General features: G+C 72.5%; 20 protein-coding genes. 15 read left to right on the forward strand and 5 right to left on the reverse strand.

The genetic code is table 11. From position 1 onward, the window contains the following. The 6 genes from HII36_RS42040 to HII36_RS42065 all read left to right on the forward strand — a co-directional run. Positions 1-848, forward strand: an 848-nt coding sequence (locus tag HII36_RS42040) for a fibronectin type III domain-containing protein (protein ID WP_217370636.1), incomplete at its 5' end; no start/stop codon positions are given. 13 nt (positions 849-861) lie between these two features. Further along, positions 862-1,863: an AAA family ATPase gene (locus HII36_RS42045; protein ID WP_328808136.1), complete on the forward strand. Its 1,002-nt coding sequence runs from the start codon at positions 862-864 to the stop codon at positions 1,861-1,863. Beyond that, positions 1,863-2,939, forward strand: coding sequence for a DUF58 domain-containing protein (locus tag HII36_RS42050; RefSeq protein ID WP_173528935.1), 1,077 nt, complete (start codon positions 1,863-1,865; stop codon positions 2,937-2,939). Before HII36_RS42045 ends, HII36_RS42050 begins: the two co-directional genes overlap by 1 nt. Further along, positions 2,936-5,014, forward strand: coding sequence for a transglutaminase family protein (locus tag HII36_RS42055; RefSeq protein WP_173528936.1), 2,079 nt, complete (start codon positions 2,936-2,938; stop codon positions 5,012-5,014). The genes HII36_RS42050 and HII36_RS42055 overlap by 4 nt, the downstream gene beginning before the upstream one ends. 25 nt (positions 5,015-5,039) lie before the next feature. Next, positions 5,040-6,443 carry a serine/threonine-protein kinase gene (locus HII36_RS42060; RefSeq protein WP_173528937.1) on the forward strand — a complete coding sequence of 468 codons (1,404 nt, stop codon included), beginning with the start codon at positions 5,040-5,042 and terminating at the stop codon, positions 6,441-6,443. Between the two features lie 49 nt (positions 6,444-6,492). Continuing rightward, complete coding sequence (locus HII36_RS42065; protein ID WP_173528938.1) at positions 6,493-6,879, forward strand: hypothetical protein; 387 nt, start codon at positions 6,493-6,495, stop codon at positions 6,877-6,879. On the opposite strand, the gene HII36_RS58315 is transcribed toward HII36_RS42065, so the two are convergent. Then, the gene (locus HII36_RS58315) at positions 6,880-7,410 is read right to left on the reverse strand and encodes a CGNR zinc finger domain-containing protein (RefSeq protein ID WP_173528939.1); all 531 of its coding nucleotides are present in this window, start codon (positions 7,408-7,410) and stop codon (positions 6,880-6,882) included. Between the two features lie 83 nt (positions 7,411-7,493). Between HII36_RS58315 and HII36_RS42075 the strand changes: the two genes are divergently transcribed. Both HII36_RS42075 and HII36_RS42080 read left to right on the forward strand, forming a co-directional pair. Continuing rightward, the gene (locus tag HII36_RS42075; RefSeq protein ID WP_173528940.1) at positions 7,494-7,940 is read left to right on the forward strand and encodes a VOC family protein; all 447 of its coding nucleotides are present in this window, start codon (positions 7,494-7,496) and stop codon (positions 7,938-7,940) included. 2 nt (positions 7,941-7,942) lie between these two features. Next, positions 7,943-8,809 (forward strand): PNPOx family protein, encoded by an 867-nt coding sequence (locus tag HII36_RS42080; RefSeq protein ID WP_173528941.1) that lies wholly within the window; start codon positions 7,943-7,945, stop codon positions 8,807-8,809. Here the strand turns inward: HII36_RS42080 and HII36_RS42085 are convergent. From HII36_RS42085 to HII36_RS42100, 4 genes are read right to left on the reverse strand one after another with little or no spacing between them, the layout of a single operon-like run. Beyond that, a complete protein-coding gene (locus HII36_RS42085) occupies positions 8,806-10,812 on the reverse strand; it encodes an ABC transporter ATP-binding protein (RefSeq protein WP_173528942.1) in 2,007 nt (668 codons plus the stop codon). The genes HII36_RS42080 and HII36_RS42085 overlap by 4 nt on opposite strands. Positions 10,813-10,827: 15 nt before the next feature. After that, positions 10,828-11,706, reverse strand: a complete 879-nt coding sequence (locus HII36_RS42090) for an ABC transporter permease (RefSeq protein ID WP_173528943.1) — start codon at positions 11,704-11,706, stop codon at positions 10,828-10,830. After that, positions 11,703-12,662, reverse strand: coding sequence for an ABC transporter permease (locus HII36_RS42095; RefSeq protein WP_173528944.1), 960 nt, complete (start codon positions 12,660-12,662; stop codon positions 11,703-11,705). Before HII36_RS42095 ends, HII36_RS42090 begins: the two co-directional genes overlap by 4 nt. A 3-nt stretch (positions 12,663-12,665) precedes the next feature. Beyond that, the gene (locus HII36_RS42100; RefSeq protein WP_173528945.1) at positions 12,666-14,396 is read right to left on the reverse strand and encodes a peptide ABC transporter substrate-binding protein; all 1,731 of its coding nucleotides are present in this window, start codon (positions 14,394-14,396) and stop codon (positions 12,666-12,668) included. 208 nt (positions 14,397-14,604) lie between these two features. Here HII36_RS42100 and HII36_RS42105 point away from each other — a divergent pair, with 208 nt between their 5' ends. The 7 genes from HII36_RS42105 to HII36_RS42135 all read left to right on the forward strand — a co-directional run. Beyond that, positions 14,605-15,741: an ROK family transcriptional regulator gene (locus tag HII36_RS42105; protein ID WP_173528946.1), complete on the forward strand. Its 1,137-nt coding sequence runs from the start codon at positions 14,605-14,607 to the stop codon at positions 15,739-15,741. A 72-nt stretch (positions 15,742-15,813) separates the two neighbouring features. After that, complete coding sequence (locus HII36_RS42110; protein WP_217370637.1) at positions 15,814-17,247, forward strand: M81 family metallopeptidase; 1,434 nt, start codon at positions 15,814-15,816, stop codon at positions 17,245-17,247. 117 nt (positions 17,248-17,364) lie between these two features. Further along, on the forward strand, positions 17,365-17,889 hold the full coding sequence (locus tag HII36_RS42115) for a pyridoxamine 5'-phosphate oxidase family protein (RefSeq protein WP_173528947.1): 525 nt from the start codon (positions 17,365-17,367) through the stop codon (positions 17,887-17,889). Between the two features lie 75 nt (positions 17,890-17,964). Continuing rightward, the gene (locus HII36_RS42120; RefSeq protein ID WP_173528948.1) at positions 17,965-18,927 is read left to right on the forward strand and encodes an ankyrin repeat domain-containing protein; all 963 of its coding nucleotides are present in this window, start codon (positions 17,965-17,967) and stop codon (positions 18,925-18,927) included. Between the two features lie 120 nt (positions 18,928-19,047). Further along, positions 19,048-19,626 carry a dihydrofolate reductase family protein gene (locus tag HII36_RS42125; protein ID WP_173528949.1) on the forward strand — a complete coding sequence of 193 codons (579 nt, stop codon included), beginning with the start codon at positions 19,048-19,050 and terminating at the stop codon, positions 19,624-19,626. Between the two features lie 100 nt (positions 19,627-19,726). Further along, positions 19,727-20,218 carry a hypothetical protein gene (locus tag HII36_RS42130; RefSeq protein WP_173528950.1) on the forward strand — a complete coding sequence of 164 codons (492 nt, stop codon included), beginning with the start codon at positions 19,727-19,729 and terminating at the stop codon, positions 20,216-20,218. 125 nt (positions 20,219-20,343) lie between these two features. Further along, the coding region (locus HII36_RS42135; RefSeq protein ID WP_173528951.1) for a dihydrofolate reductase family protein at positions 20,344-20,945 on the forward strand (602 nt) is incomplete at its 3' end.

Raw genomic sequence — 20,945 nt, forward strand, 5'->3', positions numbered from 1 at the left:
CGCCCACCCCGACGCCGAGCCCCACGCCGTCGGCGCCGTCCCCTCCTGGCGCGGTGAGCGCCAGGTCGGGCGCCGGCCGGATCACGGTCGGCTTCAGCCCGTCGCGGGGCGGCACGGTCGAGCGTTACACGCTGAAGGCGAGCGGCCCGGGCGCCGCCGAGCCGCAGTCGGTATCCGCCGACGGCCCGTTCCAGTTCGAGTTCACCGGCGGCGACTGCGCGCGTGAGTACACGTTCGTGGTGATCGCGCACTGGAGCGGCGGCGAGGTCGAGTCCGAGGCCAGCGCCGGGGCCAGGCCGTGCGTCGCGCCGGGCGCGCCCACCGGTTTCACCGCCAAGGCCAAGAACCGGGGCGCCGAGCTGTCCTGGAAGGCGCCGGAGAACGCCGACGACGCCACCACCTACGAGCTGTCGGGCGCCGCGGCCAACCCGGGCATCAAGGGCACGTCGTTCACCGTCGACGGGCTCAAGAACAACCAGAAGCACGCCTTCACCCTGAAGGCCAAGAACGGGGCCGGAGAGAGCCAGGACGTCGCCACCGCCGAGGTGGACCTGGCCTATCCGCGCGGGCAGTACAAGAACGCCAACAACAACCAGACCGACACGATCGTCCGGCCGGGGGCCAGCAAGACGGGCGAGGCGGGCCGGATCGCCAAGGGTCAGTACCTCTCGATCACCGTCATCTGCCAGATCAAGGGGCAGAGCGTGACCGAGTCGGAGACCAACGAGACGAGCGACGTCTGGAACCGCATCGAGTGGAACGGCGGGGTCGCCTACCTGAGCGACACGCTCATGACCACGCCGCGCGGCGCGTTCCCTGCCGCGCCGCTCTTCGAGTGCACCGACTGAGAAGGGGGCTCAGGTGTACCAACACGAGCAGGGCGGGCAGGCCGCCGTGCCCGCGCAGCAGCCGGCGACGCTGGCGGGGCAGTTCGCGCACAGTTTCCAGCTTCTGGCGGGCAACGTCGAACGCGTCATTCGGGGCAAGCGGGAGGCCGTCGAGCTGGCGCTGATCTGCCTGCTCGCCGAGGGCCACCTGCTCGTCGAGGACGTGCCGGGCACCGGCAAGACCACGCTGGCCAGGGCACTGGCGGCCAGCGTGGACGCCGAGTGGCGGCGCATCCAGTTCACCCCCGACCTGCTGCCCAGCGACATCACCGGGGTGTCCATCTTCAACCAGGCGCATCAGAAGTTCGAGTTCCACCAGGGCCCGGTCTTCGCCAACATCGTGCTCGCCGACGAGATCAACCGCGCCTCGCCGAAGACGCAGGCGGCGCTGCTGGAGGTCATGGAGGAGCGCCGGGTCACGGTGGACGCCGAGCCGCACCCGGTGCCCAGGCCGTTCCTGGTGGTGGCCACGCAGAACCCGGTGGACATGGACGGCACCTACCCCCTCCCCGAGGCCCAGCTCGACCGGTTCCTGATGAAGATCTCCGTCGGCTATCCCGACCACGGCGCGGAGGTCGAGGTGCTCAAGGGCATGCCGACCGGGCCGCAGGTGGACCGGCTGGCCGCGGTGGCCAGGGCCTCGGACGTGGGCGCGATGATCGACTTCGCGGCCGGCCTGCACGTCGCCGACCCGGTCTACCACTACATCGTGGCGTTGTGCGCGGCCACCCGCACCAGCCCGCACCTGCGGCTGGGCGCGAGCCCGCGGGGCAGCCTCGCCCTGCTGCGCGCGGCCAGGGTCAGGGCCGCCGCGGCCGGGCGGCACTACGTGGTGCCCGAGGACGTCAAGGCGCTGGCCGTGCCGGTGCTGGCGCACCGCCTGATCCTCACCCCCGACGCGGAGCTCCGCGACATCACCGCCACGTCCGTGCTCGGCGAACTGCTCGCCGGGACACCGGTGCCGCAGGCGGCCTAGTGCTGACTCCGCTCGGCTGGGGCACGCTGGCCGGTTCCGTCCTGCTCTACGCCGCCGGGTTCGCGCTCGGCTACCCCGAGCCGGTCGTGCTCGCCACCGGCGGCCTGCTCGCGCTGGCCGCCGCGCTCGCCTGGACCGCGCCCAGGCCGCGGCTGGAGGTACGGCGCGAGGTGACGCCGCTCAAGGTGGCCAGGGGCGAGGCCGCGGTGGCCGTGCTGCACGTGCGCAACCTGGGCCGGGGAATGTCCGGGCTGCGGGCCGAGGACCGGATCGGCGGCTCGGCGCACGCGATCGACCTGCCGCGCCTGCCCAAAGGCGCGGCCAGGACCGTGTCGTACCCGCTGCCGACCCAGGCGCGCGGCGAGATCGCGGTCGGGCCGCTGCGGCTGGTGCGGGCCGACCCGTTCGGGCTGGCGCGCCGGGTCAGGGAGTACGGCCAGGGCGCGGTGCTGCTGGTGCGGCCGCGTACGGTCGCGCTGCCGGTGCCGCCGTCCGGCCGGGCGCACCACCTGGAGGGGCCGACCAGCGACAGCGCGCCCAGCGGCACGGTCACCTTCCACACCCTGCGCGAGTACGTGGTCGGCGACGACCTGCGCCACATCCACTGGCGGTCCAGCGCCCGCACCGGCACGCTGATGGTACGCAGGCTCATCGACGCCAGCCTGCCCACGACCACGGTCGTACTCGACACCCGCGACCTCACCGAACTGGCCGTGGACGCGGCCGCCTCGGTCGCCCGCGCCGCCGCCGGGGCGGGGTTCCCGGTCCGGGTGTTCACCGGCGAGGGGCCGCTCACCGACGCCAAGCCGGACCAGGACGCGGTGCTCGACCGTCTCGCGCTGGTCGGGCCGGGCACGGCGGGCGTCGCCGAGGCGGTGCGCCTGGCGCGGGGCGGCGGGTCACTGGTGCTGGTCACCGCCGACCCGGCGGCGGCCGGCCGGACCGCCGGGGTGCGCCGCCGCTTCGACCGGATCCTGTGCGTGTATCTGGGCGGCACTCCGGTCAGCGTGCCGGGGGTCAGGATCGTGCCGATCAGCGAGCTGGACGCGCTCCCGCACGCCTGGAGCACCCGATGACCGGGCCCGTGGCGACCATGCCCGCGGCGGCCGGATGGCGGCGGCTGCTGGCGATCGCGTACGTGGCGGCGATCGCGGGCGTCGCCGGCTGGGGCTTCCACCGCGTGTTCCCCGGCGCCGAGCTGCTGCTGACCGTGGCGCCCGCCGCCGTCGCGCCCGCCCTGGTGGCCGTGTTCACCGGCCGGCGCCCGCTCTGGCTCGCCCTGGCCCTGGACGTCCTGCTCTGGTTCGCCGGCGCCGTGCTCCTGTACCGGGGTTTCGCGCCCGAGCTGGTCAGGGACGTGGCCGACGCCTGGCAGTCGCTGCTCACCACGCTGCTGCCCGCCCAGCCGGAGCCCAGGCTGCTCATCCTGGTGCACACGCTCGTCTGGGCCGCCGCCACGGCAGGCGTGGAGACGGTCACCAGGACCGGCACCAGGATCGCCGCCGCGCTGCCCGCCCTGCTCGTGTTCGGCGCGGCGCTGCTGCTCGGCGTGGACGGCGAGGGGTCGAACCTGCCGGTCTCGGCCGCGCTGTTCGTGCTGGTGGCCGGGCTCGCCCTGGTCAGGGACGGCCGCTCGCCCGGCTGGGTGCTCGGCGGAGTCCCAGTGGCGGCGGCGGTGGCCGCCGTGGCGCTGGCCGCCGGGCCGCTGCTGCCGGTCGCCGCGCAGCCGTACGACCCGAGAAAGGACGCCGACGTGCCGCCACCGGCCAGGGTGGACAGCGTCAGCCCGCTGGACCGGGTATCGGCCTGGCTGCAGTTCCCGGACCGGGACCTGTTCACCGTCAAGGCGGACAAGCCGATGAACTGGCGGCTGGCCGTGCTCGACCGCTACGACGGGGTGCGCTGGACGTCGAGCGCCCGCTTCCAGCCCACCGGCGGACGCGTGCCGGAAGGCGCCTGGACCGGCCGGACGGCCACCGTGCGCCAGACGATCACCTTCGGCGGGCTGCCGGGCACCTGGCTGCCCGCCGCGGACCGGCCGGTGCGCGTCGACGGCGTCCGGGGGCTGGCCGCCGACCCGGAGAGCGGGGCACTGCTGTCGGGCGCGCCGCCGGGCAAGGGCTTCACGTACGAGGTGACCTCGCTGGTGCCGCAGCCGTCGAAGCAGGAGCTGCTCGACGCCGGCCCGGTGCGCGACGCCGCGCTGACCGCGTTCCCCGCCGGGCCGCAGGAGGCGTTGTTCGGCCGGTTGGCGCGGCAGGCCACGAAGGGCGCGCGCACGCCGATCGCGCAGGCGTACCGGCTGCAGAACCACCTGCGGGCCAACGCCGCCTACGAGGTCGACGCGCCGCCCGGGCACTCGCTGAAGGCGCTGGAGTTCTTCCTGCGGACGACGCATCGGGGCACCTCCGAGCAGTTCGCGTCGGCGTTCGCGGTGCTGGCCAGGACGCTGGGGCTGCCGTCGCGGGTGGTGGTGGGGTTCCGTCCCGGGCAACCGTCCGGGGGGATTTATCGCGTTAAATCGGGTCATGTGACGGTGTGGGCCGAGATCAAGTTCGAGAAGCTCGGCTGGCGGCCGTTCTACCCCACACCGGGACGCAGCGGCGCCAAGGACGACCACGAGGTGGTGTCCTCGGAGATCAAGGAGAGCGAGGCCCTGGCCGGCGAGTTCACCAGGGACTCTGGCGCGGCCAAGCCAGGCACGCCCGAACCGCCCGCCGTGCCGGCGGAGGAGGCGGCCGGTCACCCGGGATGGACGATCGCCGGGGTCGCCGGGGCCGGGCTGGGGACGGCGTACCTGGTGCTGGCCGCGGCGCTGCCGTGGTGGCGCAGGCGCGCCAGGCGCACGTCCGGCGGGCCGGCGCAGCGGGTGCTCGGCGCGTGGCGGCAGGCCTGCGACGACCTGGGCGTGGGCGGCGAGCCCGCGCTCACCGCCGCCGACGTGCTCGACCGCCGCGGCGACGGCCTGGACGGTCACCTGCGGCCGCTCGGCGAGCTGTACAACCGGGTGCGTTACGCCCCCGAGGCCGTCACCGACCAGGCGGCCGTGGACGCCTGGAGGCACAGCGACGCCGTCCGCAGGGCCGCGCGGCGGCTGACCCCGCTGCGTGCCCGCCTGCGCCGGCGACTGCTCCTGCGTCCATCACTCTAGACTCACGCGCAACAGGGGGGATGTCGTGCCGCCAGTCGAAGACGCGCCCGGCTACCGGGTGCTCGATCAGGCCGGCCAGGGCGGGTTCGCCGTCGTCTACCGCGCCTACCAGGAGCGGCTCGACCGGGTCGTGGCGCTCAAGGTGTTGTCGGTGGACCGGGTCGACCAGCGCACCATGCGCAGGTTCCAGCGCGAGTTGCAGCTCACCGGGCGGCTGACCGGCCATCCGAACGTGGTCACGGTGTTCGACACCGGGGTGACCGCGTCCGGCAAGCCGTACATCGCGATGGACTTCTTCGAGAACGGCTCGCTGCGCGACAAGGTGCGCAAGGAGGGCCCGCTGCCGCTGCCCGAGGTGCTGCGCGCGGGGGTGAAGCTGGCCGGCGCGCTGGCCGCCGTGCACGAGGCGGGCGTGCTGCACGGCGACATCAAGCCGCAGAACATCCTCATCTCCCGCTACGGCGAACCCGCGATCGCCGACTTCGGCGTGGCGCGCGTGGTCGACTCGGCCGAGATCTCGGCCACCTCGCAGGCGTTCACGCCGCTGCACGCCGCGCCCGAGGTGCTGACCGGGCACCCGCATTCGCGGGCCGGCGACATCTACTCGCTCGGCTCCACCCTGTACCACCTGCTGGCCGGGCAGCCGGCCTTCCACAATCCGGCCGACCCGTCGATCGCGCCGCTGATGTACCGGGTGCTGAGCCTCGACCCGCCGCCGATCAACCGGGCCGACGTGCCGCAGGCGGCGCTCGACTCGATCCTGCGCGCGATGGCCAAGCAGCCCGAGCTCCGTTACGGCTCCGCGCGCGAGTTCGCCCAGCGCCTGCGGGCGGTGCAGGCGGAGCTGGGCCTGTCGGTGACGGACCTGGTCGGCCAGGATCCGGGGCCGGGGCCCGCGATGTCCACCGTGCCGCGGGCCCGCCAGGAGACCGCCGCCGCCCCGGCGGCGCCGACGAGCCCGCCGAGGTCCCGGCGCGGGCTCGTGGTCGGCGCGTCGGTCGCGGCCCTGGCCGTCGCGGGCGCCGCCGTGGCGCTCTTCCTGTCGTCACGCCGGCCGGAGTCCGGGCCGCCCACCCCGGTGGCCACGGGTTCCACGCCCGCCCCCACCATCGGCAAGCGCGACATCGTCGCGCTGACGCCGGGCCGCCCCCGGCTGGCCGCCGACCGGGGCGCGCTGGTGGAACTGCGCTGGACGCTGCCCGCCAGGGCCAAGCGTTACCCGCTGGTCCTGCAGCGATCGCCGGTCGAGCAGGGCGGGCAGCCGCTCACCCCGCTGCCGGCCGGCGCCACCTCGGCCAGGGTCGCCGGGCTCGACCCGGCCGCCGGGTACTGCTTCCTGGTGGGCGTGCCGCTGAGCATCGCGGAGAGTTCCACGGTGGCCTGGTCGCGTCCGCTGTGCATCAGGGGCGCGGTCGCCGGCGAGCAGTGAGCCGAGGGCAAACTATACAACCGATCGGTCGTTCAGATAGATTGCCGTCATGAGCCTGCTGAGGTCGCGCTGGTACGCCGGTCCCGCCGCCGCGCAGCCGGGTCCGCTGGTGGCGGCGCTGACCGACTACCGGATGGACCGGCTGCTCGACCTGCCGGGAATCGCCAGGCGGGGCCTGTCGCTGGCCCGCCTGTGGCCGGCGCTGGACGGCGCGGTGGGCATGTGGCTGTGGGCCGATCCGATCGCGCGCCGGGTGGGCTCGCTGTCGGTGTGGCGGACGGAGGACGATCTGCGGGCGTTCGTCCGGGTGCCGGAGCACGTGCGGATCATGCGCGAATACCGCCATCGCGGCACGCTGCGCTCGATCACCTCGCCGATCGACGTGCTCGACGTGCTCGACCGGGCCGCGCTCTGGCGTGCCCACGGCCCGAAGTAGTCACTGATCCTTGCTGCGGGCGTAGTGGCGCGCGACGCGCACCCGGTTGCCGCATCCGGCCGAGCACCACTCCCTGCGCGGGTGCTCCTTGAGGAAGAACTGCACGCAGCCGGGCGCGCCGCAGGGCCTGACCAGCTCCCGGTCCGGGCCTGACAGCAGCAGGACCGCCTGCTCGGCCACCTCGGCCAGCGCCGCGTCCACGGGCGGCCGCGCCGTGCGCGACAGGAGCGCGGGCGGATCGCCCCACACCAGTTCGGGCCAGCGCGGCGCGGCCCGAACCGCCTCGTTGAGCACGCGCACGTGCTCGTCCGCCGACTCACGGCCCCCCATCAAGGCGCGTACGGCGTCGCGGACCCGCCGCGCGGCCGCGGCCTCGCCTTCACTGATCGCGTCGAGCGCGGCGTCGGGAAGCTCGGTCAGCAGCGCGGACCGCCTCTCACGCAGCCACGCGGCCAGCCCGGCGGGGCCGGCCAGCGCGTCACCGGTGGAGACGCGGACGGTGTTGGCGAACGCGATCGCGAGATGAACCACGAGACTAATGCTATCTACCACTTGCACCCGTTAGAAATCTAATGCTTCAATGTCGCCACACCCATTAGTAAAGGAGTGGTTCTGTGGCGACCGCATTGCGGACCGGACACGTCGCGCTCAACGTCACCGAGCTCGACCGGTCGATCGGCTTCTACCGCGAGGTCCTCGGCTTCGACCTGCTCGGCCGGCTCGAAGGCGAGGGCTGGCGCTACGCCAGGCTCGGCTTCGACGGGAACCTGCTGGTCACGCTCTGGGAGCAGAGCTCGGGGCGGTTCGCGGCCGACAGTCCCGGCCTGCACCACCTGTCGTTCGAGGCGCCGGGCGTGGCGGAGCTGGAGGCGATCGAGGCGCGGCTGCGCGAGCTGGAGGTGCCCGTCAAGTACGACGGCATCGCCGGCTACCGCGAGGGCGAGGAGTCCGGCGGCCTGTTCTTCGAGGACCCCGACGGCGCCCGGCTGGAGATCTACGTGACCAGCGGGCTCAACGCCCCCGTGCCCCACAAGGACGCCCCGACCTGCGGGTTCTTCTAGCCATGGGCATCCACCCGGGCGAGGTGGCCGTGCAGCGGCGCACCGGCGTGACCAAGTTGCTCGGCTCGGCCAGGGCACGGGCCGAACTGCCCCCGGTCGCCGCCGAGTTCCTGCGGCGGCAGCGCATGCTGGTCGTCGGCGCCGCGGACCGTACGGGGGCGATGCGCGTCGGGCTGCTGACCGGCGAACCCGGTTTCATCCAGCCGCTCGGGCCGCTCGCGATCGCCGTCCGGGCCGAGCCCGCCCAGTTCGCGGAGCTCGCGGAGTTCACCGAACCGTCCGGTGAGATCGGCACGCTCGCGATCGAGCCCTGGAGCAGGCGCCGGATGCGGGTCAACGGGCGGGCCAGGAGGCAGGGCGAGCTCCTGGTCATCGAGACCGACCAGGTGATCTCCAACTGCCCCAAGTACATCCAGGCACGGGAGATCACCGCGATCGTCCCCGGCACGCCCCGCCACGGCCCGAGCCTGACCGGGCTCACCCCCGCGCACCAGCGCTGGATCGCCGCGTCCGACACGTTCTTCCTGGCCACCCACACCGCCGGCCAGGGCGCGGACGTCTCTCATCGCGGCGGCGAGCCCGGCTTCGTCCGGGTGCTCGGCCCCCGGCTGCTGAGCTGGCCGGACTACCCGGGCAACGCCATGTACCTCACGCTGGGCAACCTGGAGCTGGAACCGGCCGCCGGGCTGCTGTTCCCCGACTGGGCGAACGGCGACGCGCTCCGGTTGTCCGGCCGGGCCCGGGTCGACTGGAGCGGGCCGCGGCGGATGGTCACGTACGAGATCGACGAGGTGACGGAGACCACCGCGGCGAGCCCGCTGCGCTGGGGACCGGCCGAGCGATCGCCGTTCAACCCGCCGGAGCCCTAGGCCGGCACGGCGGCCTCCGTGCGGAGCGGGAAGTGGCAGGCGACCTGGTGCGTCCCGCCCTGGAGCGGCGGCGCGGTGGCGCAGACGTCCTGGGCCAGCGGGCAGCGGGTGCGGAAGCGGCAGCCGGACGGCGGGTTGAGCGCGCTCGGCAGCTCACCCCTGATCGCCGTGCTCGGGCCGGGCGCGTGGCCGGGGTCCGGCGAGGGGACGGCGTCGAGCAGCGCCTGGGTGTAGGGGTGGCGGGGGTTGCGCACGACCTGGTGGGCCGGCCCGACCTCCACCAGCTTGCCCAGGTACATGACGCCGATCCGGTCGGCCATGTAGTCGACCACGGACAGGTCGTGGCTGATGAACACGTACGACAGGCCGAGGTCGCGCTGCAGGTCGCGCATGAGGTTGAGCACCTGCGCCTGGACCGACACGTCCAGCGCGCTGACCGGTTCGTCGGCCACGATGAGCCGCGGGTTCAGCGCCAGCGACCTGGCCAGGCCGATGCGCTGCAACTGCCCGCCGGAGAACTCGTGCGGGTAGCGCTCCAGCGCCCGCCGGGGCAGCCCGACCTGGTCGAGCAGTTCGCTCACCCGGGCGCGGCGCGCGGCGGCGTCGCCCACCTGCTGGATCTCCAGCGGCTCGGTGAGTATCGAGTCGATGCGCATGCGCGGGTTCATCGCCGCGTAGCTGTCCTGGAACATCAGCTGCACCTGCCGGTGCATGCGGTGGCGGGCGCGGCGGTCGAGCGTGGCCAGGTCGGTGCCGTCCAGCACGATGCTGCCGCCGGTGGGCGCTTCGAGCCCGGCCACCAGGCGGCCGACGGTGGACTTGCCGCAGCCGGACTCCCCCACGATGCCCAGCGTCTCGCCGGGCCGGACGTCGAAAGACACCCCGGCCACGGCGCTGACCCGGCCGGGCGCGCCGCGCAGGCCGCCGCCCGCGTCGTACTCCTTGACCAGGTCGCGCACGGTCAGGATCGGTTGCGCGGTCTCGGCCGCGACCCTGGCGGGACCGGACGACACGGCGATCGCGACCGGCTCAGTGACCGGGTGCAGGCAGGCGTACTCGTGCCCGCCGCCCGCGTCGAGCAGCCTGACGTCGGTGGTGCGGCACTCGTCGGTGGCCAGTTGGCACCGGGGCGCGAAGCGGCACCCGGTCAGCGGCCGCGACAGGTCGGGCGGCAGGCCGGGGATGCTGTAGAGGCGGCCGTCGGCGGCCGATTCGGGCAGGGCGCGCATGAGCGCCTCGGTGTAGCGGTGGCGCGGCGCGCGGAACAGCTCGGCCGTGGTGGCGCTCTCCACCACCCGCCCGGCGTACATGACGGCCACCCGGTCGGCCCGGCCGGCGATCACGCCCAGGTCGTGGGTGACCAGGATGACCGCCATCTTGAACTCCTCGCGCAGGTCGTCGATGAGTTCGAGGATCTGGCGCTGAGTGGTGACGTCCAGGGCGGTGGTGGGCTCGTCGGCGATGAGCAGGCGCGGCGAGCGGATGAGCGCCATGGCGATGACCACGCGCTGGCGCATGCCGCCGGAGAGCTGGTGCGGGTAGTCGTCGACGATCTTGTCGGGACGGGGCATGCCCACCCGGCGCAGGATCTCGACGGCCCGCTCGCGCGCCTCGGCCTTGCTCACGCCCTGGTGCACCCGCAGCGGCTCGGCGACCTGGGCGCCGATGCGCATGGTGGGGTTGAGCGAGGTGAGCGGGTCCTGGAAGACCATGCCCATCTCGACGCCGCGCACCCGGCGCAGCTCGGCGGGCGGCAGGCCGCGCAGGTCGCGGCCGTCGAAGAGGATCTCCCCGCCGACGACCGCGCCGCCGGTGGGCAGCAGCCCCATGATCGACAGGACGGTCATGGTCTTGCCGCTGCCCGACTCGCCCACGACGCCGAGCGTCTCGCCCTGCTTGACCTCCAGGTTGACCTGGTCGAGCGCGTGCACGACGCCGCGCCGCAGCGCGATGTCGGTGCTGAGGTCACGCAGCCGCAGCAGCGGCCGATCGGGTGCCTCCATGTACGAAACCTCCTGCTAACGCCGCCGGAGGCGGACCTCGAAGACGTCCCTCAGCCCGTCGCCGATGAAGTTGAAGGCGAGGACGATGAGGATGATGGCGATTCCCGGCGGATACAGCAGCCACCAGTGGCCGCTGAAGGTGTCCGACAGGCCGTCGGACAGCATGCCGCCCCAGTTGGCGGCGGGCGGCGGCACGCCCAGGCCGAGGAACGACAGGTAGGCCACGTACAGGATCGCGTCGGCGACCTGGAAGGTGGCGTTGACGATCACCGTGCCGATGGCGTTCGGGATGATGTGCTTGCGCACGGCCCGGCCGCCGGTGCCGCCCATGCCGCGCATGGCCATCACGTACTCGCGGGTGCGCAGCGTCAGTGCCTCGCCGCGCACCAGCCGCGCCGGGCCGAGCCAGGCGAACGCGCCGATGATGACGATGAGCATCGGCACGGTGGGCGTGACGATCGCGGCCATGAGCATGAACAGGAACAGCGCCGGGATCGACATCATCGCGTCGACCACCCGCATCATGACCGCGTCGGCCCAGCTCCCGGCGAAACCGGCGATGGCGCCCCAGATCGTGCCCACGACCGTGGCCAGCAGGCCGGCCGCCAGTCCGACCACGATGGAGGTCTGGCCGCCCAGCATCATCCGGCCGAGCTGGTCGTAGCCGACGCCGTCGGTGCCCAGCGGGTGCCCGTCGGCGCCGGGGGTCAGGAAGACCTTGGTCAGGTCGGTGTGCACCTGGTCGGTCTGGTAGAAGATCGGCCCGAGGAAGCTGAAGGCGGCGAGCAGGACGAAGATGCCCACGCCCACCAGCGCCAGCCGGTTCTCGCAGAAGACCTCCAGGCCCTGCCGCCACATCCGGCGGACCGGGGCCTCGTCGTGCTGAGTGGTCATGAGCGGCCCGCCTTGAGTCGCACCCGCGGGTCGACCGCGGCGTAGAGCACGTCGGCGACCAGCGCGCCGAGCACGGTGGCCACCGAGATCAGCAGCGTGACGCCGAGCAGGATCGGATAGTCGCGCTTGAGCGCCGCCTGCCAGAACAGCAGCCCCATGCCCGGGTAGTTGAACAGCCGCTCCACCACCAGGGCGCCGCTGAACAGCGCGGGCAGGTACATGCCGAGCAGGGTGATGACCGGGAACAGGCCGTTGCGCAGCGTGTGCCCGACGATCACCCGTCCTTCGGACAGGCCCTTGCTGCGTGCCGTGCGGACGTAGTTCTCGTTCAGGTTGTCGACCATGGACGAGCGGATGTACCGCGAGTACACCGCGACGGTGAGTATCGCCAGCGTGAGCGTGGGCAGCACCAGCCCGGCGGGCTCGGCCAGCACCTCGGCCATGGTGAAGCCCTGCGGCGCCTCGGGTGGCAGCACCGGCCACACCTGCGCGAACACGATGATCATCATGAGGCCCATGAAGAAGATCGGCGTCGCGTAGGCCAGCAGGGACAGCCCGTTGATGGCGTAGTCGGGCCAGCGGTTGCGGCGCACCGCCTGGATCACGCCCAGCGGCACGGCCACCACGACCGCCAGCAGCGTCGAGGCCAGCGACAGCAGCATGGTCTTGGGCAGGCGCTGGCTGATTGCCTCGGCCACCGACTGGTTGAGCTGGAAGGAGTAGCCCAGGTCGCCGCCCACCAGCCGCCGCAGGTACAGCGCGTACTGTTCCCACAGCGGCCGGTCGTACCCCATCTCGTGGTTGAAGGCGGCGATCTGTTCCAGCGTCGCCTCCTTGCCCAGGATGGCCCGCGCCGCGCCACCCGGCAGCAGGTGCAGGATCACGAACATGATCAGCGTCACCAGGATCACGATGACCAGGGCCTGGCCCAGGCGGGTGAGGAGGTAGCGGGTCAAGGGTCAGCTCTTCCAGGACCAGTCTTGGAAGTACATGAGGTTCATCGGGTCCTGCGGGTCGACGCCCTGCAGCCCGGACTTGTAGGCCGAGATCTGGTAGACCGGGTTCGGCATCCAGAGCACCGGCAGGTCCTTGGCCAGGAAGTCGTTGTACTCCTGCAGCGCGCCGGCGTCGGCGGAGAACTGCGCCTTCTCGATGAGCTCGTCGGCCTCGGGGTTGCTGTAGCTGCCCAGGTTGACCGGGGCGTCGGTCTGGAACAGGCGCTCGCCGGAGGCGAAGGCCGGGTAGTACCAGCTGCCCTGGGAGCCGAAGAACGACATGTCCCAGTCGCACTTGGACTCGTCCCGCTCGCAGGCCGGGGTGACCGCGACGGAGTCGGGCACCTCCTTGATGGTCAGCTGCACGCCGACCTTGGCCATGCTCGACTTGATCTCGGCGAACATCTTCGAGGTCGCCGCGAAGCCGGACTGGCTGGTGACGGTGAAGTTCAGCGGCGTGCCCTTGGCGATGCCGTCACCGCACTTGGCGGGGTCGTCGCAGGTGGTCTGCCCGTCGGGGGTGACCTTCCAGCCGTTGGCCGCCAGCAGCTGCTCGGCCTTGGCCGGGTCGAACGGGTAGACGCAGCCCTGGCCGCCCGGCGAGCCGGGCTTGGCGGGCACCGGGCCGCAGGTGGGCGCGGCCATGCCGGACCAGATCACCTTGCTGATGGTGGGCTGGTCGATGAGCATCTGCAGCGCCTGGCGCAGGTACGGCTGCTTGAACAGCACGCCCGACTTCGGGTTGTTGAAGTTGAGCTGCAGGTAGGTGATCGACCATCCGTACCAGGGGGAGATCGCGTAGCCCTTGGACTCCAGGTACGCCTTCTGCGACAGGTTCGCCGGCGGGATGTAGCCGTAGTCGATCTGGCCCGCGCGCAGCACGTTGAACTCGGCGTCGTCGCCGGTGAACGGGCGCAGCACGATCTTGTTCAGCTTCGGCTTGTCGGTGCCGGAGTAGGTGTCCTGCTTGGCCAGGACCACCTCGCCGCTGGGCACGTAGCTCTGCAGCTTCCACGGGCCGCTGCCGATCTTCCACAGCGGGTTGGTGGCGTAGGTCTTGGGGTCCTTGGCCGCCGCGGTCAGCTCCTCGAAGGTCTTCTTCGCGTCGCCCCTGTCCCAGGCGTGCTGGGGCAGCGGGACGATCCGGTTGAGCTGGTTGCCCACGAACCAGGCCGTGTTGTACGCCTTCTTGGTGGTCAGGGAGAAGGTCTTGTCGTCCTTGACCTTGAACTCGGCGATGTTGTCGGGGAAGCCGCCGGGCCGGTAGGAGGCCCACTTGTCCTTGTTCGTGGTGACGAGGTCCCACCAGAACTGGATGTCCTTGGTGGTGATCGGCTTGCCGTCGGACCAGGTGTTGTCCTTGAGCGTGATGGTCAGCGTCTTGCCGCCGTCGCTGACGGCGGGCGACTCGGCCAGCGAGCGCCGCGGGTCGACGTTGTCGGCGCTGGACCCGTCGAGCTTGTAGGCGTACAGCTTGCGGTACAGGGCGGTGGAGAAGATCTCGTTCTCACCCTGCGTGAAGCCGGGGGCCGAGATCGGCAGGATCCAGTTCGGCGTGCGGAAGGCCACGGTCGCGGTGTCCTTGCCCTGCGCGCCGCCGCCCTGCTGCGCACCGCCGCCGGCGCCCGCGCTGCAGGCGCTCAGGCCGAGTCCGATGGCCACCACGCCGCACGCGATGCGGGTTCTCGTCCCCATGGTTCTCCTCGTCGAGACGCGGGTGTGCCCTCCAGGGGCCGTTCAGTCCGGAGAATGTATAGAGGCGCAAGTTGTAAGTCAATGCGAAGAATCGACTTTGTTCAGCAGACTTATTTCGGGATAGAGTCCGCCGCGGGGACATCTTTCGGCGATCGTCTCCGTGCTCGATGATGGATGCCGACGTGTGTGTTCACCAGGGAGGAGAGGCATGTCGGACCCCGCCAACCTGCGTGAGCAGGCCCTGAGCCTGCTGGCCAGCGGCAGGGCCACCTCCCGGGCGGATCTGGTGGAGACCCTGCAGGTGGCTCCGTCGACGGTCTCCAGCGTGGTGCGCCGGCTGCTGGAGGAGGGCGCGATCCTGGAAGAGGGCGTGGGCGTCTCGACCGGCGGCCGGCGTCCGAGGATCCTGCGTCCGGCCGGCTCCGGCGGCGTGTTCGCGGTGGCCGAGCTGGGCGGTCGTCATGCCCGCATCGGCCTGTGCTCGCCCTCGGGCGTGCTGCTGGCCGCCGAGGAGTCCGCCGTCGACATAGGAGCGGGGCCCAAGGCGATCTTCGACGAGGTCACCGCGGCCTTCGACCACATCAGGGCCGCGCACGCGCCGGGCCAGCGGCTGCTGGCCGTCGGGATCGCCCTGCCCGGGCCCGTGGAGTTCCCGCACGGGCGGCTCGTCGGCCCGGCCCGCATGCCCGGCTGGAGCGGCTACGACGCCCAGCGCGACCTGCGCGACCGCTTCGACGCGACCGTGGTCGTCGACAACGACGCCAAGGCCGCCGCGATCGGCGAGTACGTCACCCGCCGCGAGTCCGGCGACATGATCTACGTCAAGGCGGGCACCGGCATCGGCGGCTGCCTGGTCAGCGGCGGCCAGATCTACCGCGGCGGGCGCGGGCTCAGCGGCGACATCACGCACATGCGCGTGGCCGACAGCGGCGAGCGCGAATGCTCCTGCGGCAGCCGCGGCTGCCTGGAGACCGTGGCCAGCGGCGCCGCGCTGGTCCGCGAGCTGGGCGGGCGCGGCCTGCCGGTGTCGAGCACCCGCGACGTCATCGCCGCCACCGTCAACGCCGACCCGGCCGTGGTGACGCTGGTGCGCCAGGGCGGCCGGCTGCTCGGCGTGGCGCTGTCGGGCCTGGTCAACTTCCTCAACCCGGACAGCGTGGTCATCGGCGGCGCGCTGTCGAGCCTCGACGTCTACGTGGCCGCGGTCAAGGGCATGCTCTACGAGCGCTGCCTGCCGCCGCTGACCCAGTCGCTGTCCATCGAGGCGAGCGTGGCCGGTCGTGACGCGGCCCTCATCGGGCTGGGCCGGCTCCTGCGCGAGTCGGCCGACCTCCGGCCGTCGTAGGAAGCCCTCGTAAAAAGTTCCCCGAGGGGGACTTCGGGCGAAAGCATCTCGTAGAAAGCCAGCATCGTGTCCTTGCGCATCGCCATCTGCGGCATCCACATCGAGTCCAGCACCTTCTCCCCTCACCTGAGCGGCACGGCCGACTTCGACGTCACGCGGGGCCAGGACCTGCTCGACAGGTACGCCTGGCGCGGCGAGCCGTGGGCCGCCGACGTGGAGTGGGTGCCGCTCGTGCACGCCCGCGCCCTGCCCGGCGGCGCGGTCGAGCCGGCCGCGTACGACGCCTGGCGGGCCGAGATCGTCGAGGGCCTGGCCGGCGGCCGCTTCGACGGCGTGCTGCTGGACATCCACGGCGCGATGAGCGTCGTCGGCCGCCAGGACGCCGAAGGCGACCTGATCACCGCGATCCGCGAGGTCATCGGCGCCGAGCCGATGGTGTCGGCGGCGATGGACCTGCACGGCAACGTCTCCCCCACCCTGTTCGCCGGCTGCGACCTGCTCACCTGCTACCGCACCGCGCCCCACGTGGACGTCTGGGAGACCCGCGAGCGCGCCGCGCGCAACCTGGTCGAGGCGCTGCGCCGGGGCCGGCGGCCGCACAAGTCGCTGGTGCACGTGCCGATCCTGCTGCCCGGCGAGATGACCAGCACCCGCGTCGAACCGGCCCGCGGCCTGTACGCCCGCATCCCGGACATCGAGGCCAGGCCGGGCGTGATCGACGCGGCCGTGTGGATCGGCTTCGCCTGGGCCGACGAGCCGCGCTGCACCGGCGCGGTCGTCGCCACCGGCACCGACGCCGCCGCCACCGAGCAGGCCGCGCGCGAGCTGGGCCAGGCGTTCTGGGACGCCCGCGACGACTTCGCCTTCGTCGCCCCCACGGGCACCATGGACGAGTGCCTCGACACGGCGCTCAAGGACGGCGCCGCCCGGCCGTACTTCATCAGCGACTCCGGCGACAACCCGGGCGCCGGCGGCGCCGACGACGTCACGTACGCGCTGGAGCGCATGCTGGCCAGGCCGGAGATCCGCGACGGCGCGGTGCGGGCGGTCTTCGCCTCGCTGTTCGACCCCGAGGCGGTGGCGCGCGTCGGGCACCTGCCGATCGGCTCGCCGGTCAGCGTGCGCGCCGGCGGCCGGGTCGACGCGCGGGAGCCCGGGCCGCTGGCGCTGGAGGGCACGCTGGAGGCGGTGGCCGACGACCCCGACGGCGGGCGCGTGGTCAGCGTGCGCGTCGGCGGGCTGAGCGTGTTCCTGACCTCGCGCCGGATGCAGTACCGGCTGCTGGAGTCGTACCGGCGGCTGGGCGTGGACGTCGCCTCGGCGGACGTGGTCACGGTCAAGATCGGGTACCTGGAGCCGGAGCTGTTCGAGGCGGCGGCCGGCTGGATGCTGGCGCTCACGCCGGGCGGGGTGGACCAGGACCTGCTGCGGCTGCCGTACCGGAACCTGAAGCGGCCGATCTTCCCGCTGGACCGGGAGGCGGCGCTGGAGTTCGGCCCCCGCTGACCCGCGTCCTGGGGGTTCGCATCCTGTGGTTTCGCGTCCGGGGGTTCGCGTCCTGGGGTTTCCGCGTCGGGCGTGATAGGGCGGTAGGCAAGCCCGCGACGTAATCGGAGGAGCGAGATGACCGGCCGCGAACCCGTCGAGACCGCCAACCTGGACCGCTACGACCACGAGGCGCTGCCCTGGAGCCGGGCCAGGGAACGTCTGGAGATCGACCTGGCGAAGATGAGCACCCCGTCGTTCCTCGCCACGGTCAGGCCGGACGGCCGCCCCCACTCCGCCGGGATCGGTGCGATGTGGGTGGCCGACGCCCTGTACTTCACCAGCGGGCCCGAGACCCGCAAGTCGCGCAACCTGGCGGCGAACCCGGCCTGCACGGTGTCCGTCCGGCTGGAGGGCATCGACCTGGTGCTCGAGGGCACGGCGAGCCGGGTCACCGACGCCGCGACGCTGGACAGGATCGCCGGCGTGTACAGCGACACGGGCTGGCCGGCCGAGCGGTCCGGCGAGTCGCTGACCGCGCCCTACAGCGCGCCGAGCGCGGGGCCGCCGCCGTGGCACCTCTACCGGCTCACCCTCGGCACCGCCGTCGGCGTCGCCTGGGTGGAGCCGTACGGGGCGACCCGCTGGCGCTTCGCCCCCTGACCGCCGGAAATTGTCCGTGCCCTCCGTCATGATGGCCCCGCTCGTGTCCGCGTTCGCGCTCTCGAAGGAGCCGTCATGCCCCCCTCTGAAACGCCCGGCTGGTCCGATCTCGGCTGGCAGTCCTGGACCGATCTGGAGCAGATCCGCGCCCGGCTCGACGCGGGGGCCGACCCGAACGTGGGGTCGTACGTCTTCGACCGTCCGCTGCACGCCGCCGCCGAGCTCGGCTCGCCTGAGGTGGTCGCCGAGCTGGCCGGCCGGGTCGACGACGTCGACGCCGTGTGCGAGGGCCGCACGGCGCTGTGGGAGGCGGTGTTCAACGACCGGCCGGACAACGTCCGCGCCCTGGTCGCCGCCGGGGCCGACCCGTGGCGGCCGATGATGGCCGGCTGGTCGCCCGGCCGGCTCAGCCTGGCGGGGCCGAGGCCCGGCCAGTTCTTCCCGTTCCCGCCCGGGCACACCGGCCTGACCGAGGAGGAGTCGGCCGCCGTGGTGGAGTCCGACCGCCTGATCGGCGTGCTGCCCGGGCTGGAGCACGACGGTTTCAGCCTCACCTGCGTCGCCGGCCTCACCGCCGCCGAGGCGTCCGGGCGGCTGAACGGCGAACCCGCCGCCGACGACGAGCTGGAAGAGATCATGGACGATCCGTTCCACGAGGAGGCCATGCGCTACATCGGCCTCACCGACGTGCCCGGCGGCTGCGTCGTCTTCCAGGACTGGGGGTTCATGGCCGCCACGCCCGTCGTCATGAAGCTGCTGTCGGCCGGCACGGTCGCCTACGGCATGTACGCCAACCCCAAGAGCGGCAACCAGGGCCGCGTCTACCGCGACGGCGAGGTCACGGCCTGGGACACCTCCCCGGGTGGCCGCGACGTCGACCCCGGCGACTCCGCTGCCGAGATCCTGCTGAAGTACCTGTACGAGGGCCACGCCGAGGCCTACTGCTTCGCCGGCGCGGGCCTGCGCCCGGCCGACGACGGCTCGCTCATCAGCCCCGCCCGGCACGTGCGGCTGCCGGAACGCGACTACTGGCACTGACCCCGGAAGTCCGGCGAAGAATTTTCCGGCCGCGTGTCGATCCGCGTCTCCTCCGCTCGACGTGTCAGTGAGAGCACCGAGAAGCGGGGCCGAGCCCCGGGAATGAGCCAGGAGGACATGATGAGCACTGTGGTGATGCACAACGTGGTGTCGGTCGACGGCTTCATCGCCAACCAGAACGACGAGGTCGGCGCGCTGTTCGACTGGTACGCCAACGGCGACGTCGAGCTCAAGGAGGGCAGCGGGATCAAGGTCTCGCAGGCCTCGGCCGACCACCTCAGGCCGACCCTGGCGCGGATCGGCTGCCTGGTGATCGGGCGCCACCTGTTCGACATGGTCAACGGCTGGGAGGGAACGTCACCCGCGGGCTCGCACGTCGTCGTGGTGTCGCACCGGCCCAAGCCGGAAGGGTGGCACCCGGAGGCGTCGTACCACTTCGTCGCGGACGTGGCGCAGGCGATCGCCAGGGCCAAGGAGCTGGCTGGCGAGCTCGACGTCGGGGTGGCGGCGGGCGACGTCGGCGGGCAGGCCTTCGCCCTCGGCCTGGTCGACGAGGTGGCGATGGACGTGGCGCCGGTGGTGCTCGGCGCGGGCAAGCGCTACTTCGGCTCGGTCGACGCCCAGCACCTGCTGGACGACCCGCACACGGTGGTCCAGGGCGACCGGGTGCTGCACCTGCGGTTCCGGGTGCGCCGCTGACGGAACGCGCGGCGGGGGCGCGGTTCCCGGTGGCGGTGCTCCAAGTCGTGGTGAGCGGCCCACCAGTGGATTCCAAGGCGCCCCTGGTAGATCCGGACGCATGAGTGAAGACATCCATCCGGCGAGCCGCAGGGAAGGCCCGGCCGAGTCCGCCGAGCCGGAGAAGCCCGAGGTTCCGCTCGACACCTCGCTGCCCGACGTGTGCAGGGACCAGCCGCTGTGCTTCGCGCTGCACGTCCAGTCGGAGGGCGGCATGTCGTGGCTGCTCGGCGGGCTGGTGTTCCAGTGGGCGGTCTACCTGATCGCGTGGACGGCCGGCGGCATCTGGTGGATGGGGTTCCCCGGGCTGGCGCTCATGCTGGGGGCGACGGTGCCGCCGCTGGTGTGGGCGTTCGCGGTGTATCGGCGGCAGGGGCATCGGGGCTGGTGCTGGGTGCTGCGGTCGATCGACCCCGACATGATCGCGCTGGTCCTGTCGAGCCTGGTGAATCCGTTCAGGTGGATCGAGCTGATCGTCCGGGGGGTCGTCTGGCCGCTGCGCTGGCTCTTCCGTGCCCTCCTCTGGATCGGCAGGATCCTGTCCGCGTTGTGAGGCGGGCCCGTCCGTGGGAGTCCGTGGTCTCCTCGTGGCGGGTCGGTGCCCGTCCCTGATGCCGGTGCGGGTTGCGCCTGGCGACGATGGGCTCATCAGCGAGAACACCGCCAGAGGAGCACGTCATGGGACGCATCGTTCTGTCCGTCTTCACCACCGTCGACGGCGTCATCGAGAACCCGCACGAGTGGACCTTCCAGTTCGTCAGCCCCGACTCCATGCCGGCCGGGATCGAGCAGATCCGCGCGGCGGACGCGCTGCTGCTCGGCCGGGTCACCTACGACGGCTTCGCGGCGGCCTGGCCGAGCATGACCGACGAGGCCGGCTACGCCGACAGGATGAACGCGCTGCCCAAGTACGTCGTGTCGACGACGTTGGAGCGGGGAGAGTGGAACAACACCACCGTCATCAGGGAGAACGCGGCGGAACGCATCGCCGCGCTGAAGGAGGAGTTCGACGGCGACATCCTGATCTTCGGCAGCGCCGCGCTGGTGCGCCGGCTGCTGGGCGAGCGGCTCATCGACGAACTGCGCCTGGTCACCTACCCGGTCGTCGCCGGGCGTGGGGCTCGGCTGTTCGACGCGTCGGTGGACTTCTCGGTGTTGCGGCTGACCGGGTCGCGGGCGTTCTCGTCCGGGGTGGTGGCGTTGACGTACGAGCCGACCGGCGACCGGCCGATGGACCCGGCGGCGGCGCGCCGCGCGGCGACGGAGGCGGCCGCTTCGTG

Origin of the sequence: Nonomuraea antri, from assembly GCF_013283785.1 — a bacterium.
Classification (GTDB): Bacteria; Actinomycetota; Actinomycetes; order Streptosporangiales; family Streptosporangiaceae; genus Nonomuraea; species Nonomuraea antri.

Excerpts from the sequence above, each read along its gene's own strand:
- HII36_RS42115 (WP_173528947.1), top strand. The coding sequence starts at position 17,365 with ATGACCGGCCGCGAACCCGTCGAGACCGCCAACCTGGACCGCTACGAC.
- HII36_RS42065 (WP_173528938.1), top strand. The coding sequence starts at position 6,493 with ATGAGCCTGCTGAGGTCGCGCTGGTACGCCGGTCCCGCCGCCGCGCAG.
- HII36_RS42085 (WP_173528942.1), bottom strand. The coding sequence starts at position 10,812 with ATGGAGGCACCCGATCGGCCGCTGCTGCGGCTGCGTGACCTCAGCACC.
- HII36_RS42100 (WP_173528945.1), bottom strand. The coding sequence starts at position 14,396 with ATGGGGACGAGAACCCGCATCGCGTGCGGCGTGGTGGCCATCGGACTC.
- HII36_RS42120 (WP_173528948.1), top strand. The coding sequence starts at position 17,965 with ATGCCCCCCTCTGAAACGCCCGGCTGGTCCGATCTCGGCTGGCAGTCC.
- HII36_RS42090 (WP_173528943.1), bottom strand. The coding sequence starts at position 11,706 with ATGACCACTCAGCACGACGAGGCCCCGGTCCGCCGGATGTGGCGGCAG.
- HII36_RS42080 (WP_173528941.1), top strand. The coding sequence starts at position 7,943 with ATGGGCATCCACCCGGGCGAGGTGGCCGTGCAGCGGCGCACCGGCGTG.
- HII36_RS42125 (WP_173528949.1), top strand. The coding sequence starts at position 19,048 with ATGAGCACTGTGGTGATGCACAACGTGGTGTCGGTCGACGGCTTCATC.
- HII36_RS42055 (WP_173528936.1), top strand. The coding sequence starts at position 2,936 with ATGACCGGGCCCGTGGCGACCATGCCCGCGGCGGCCGGATGGCGGCGG.
- HII36_RS42130 (WP_173528950.1), top strand. The coding sequence starts at position 19,727 with ATGAGTGAAGACATCCATCCGGCGAGCCGCAGGGAAGGCCCGGCCGAG.
- HII36_RS42105 (WP_173528946.1), top strand. The coding sequence starts at position 14,605 with ATGTCGGACCCCGCCAACCTGCGTGAGCAGGCCCTGAGCCTGCTGGCC.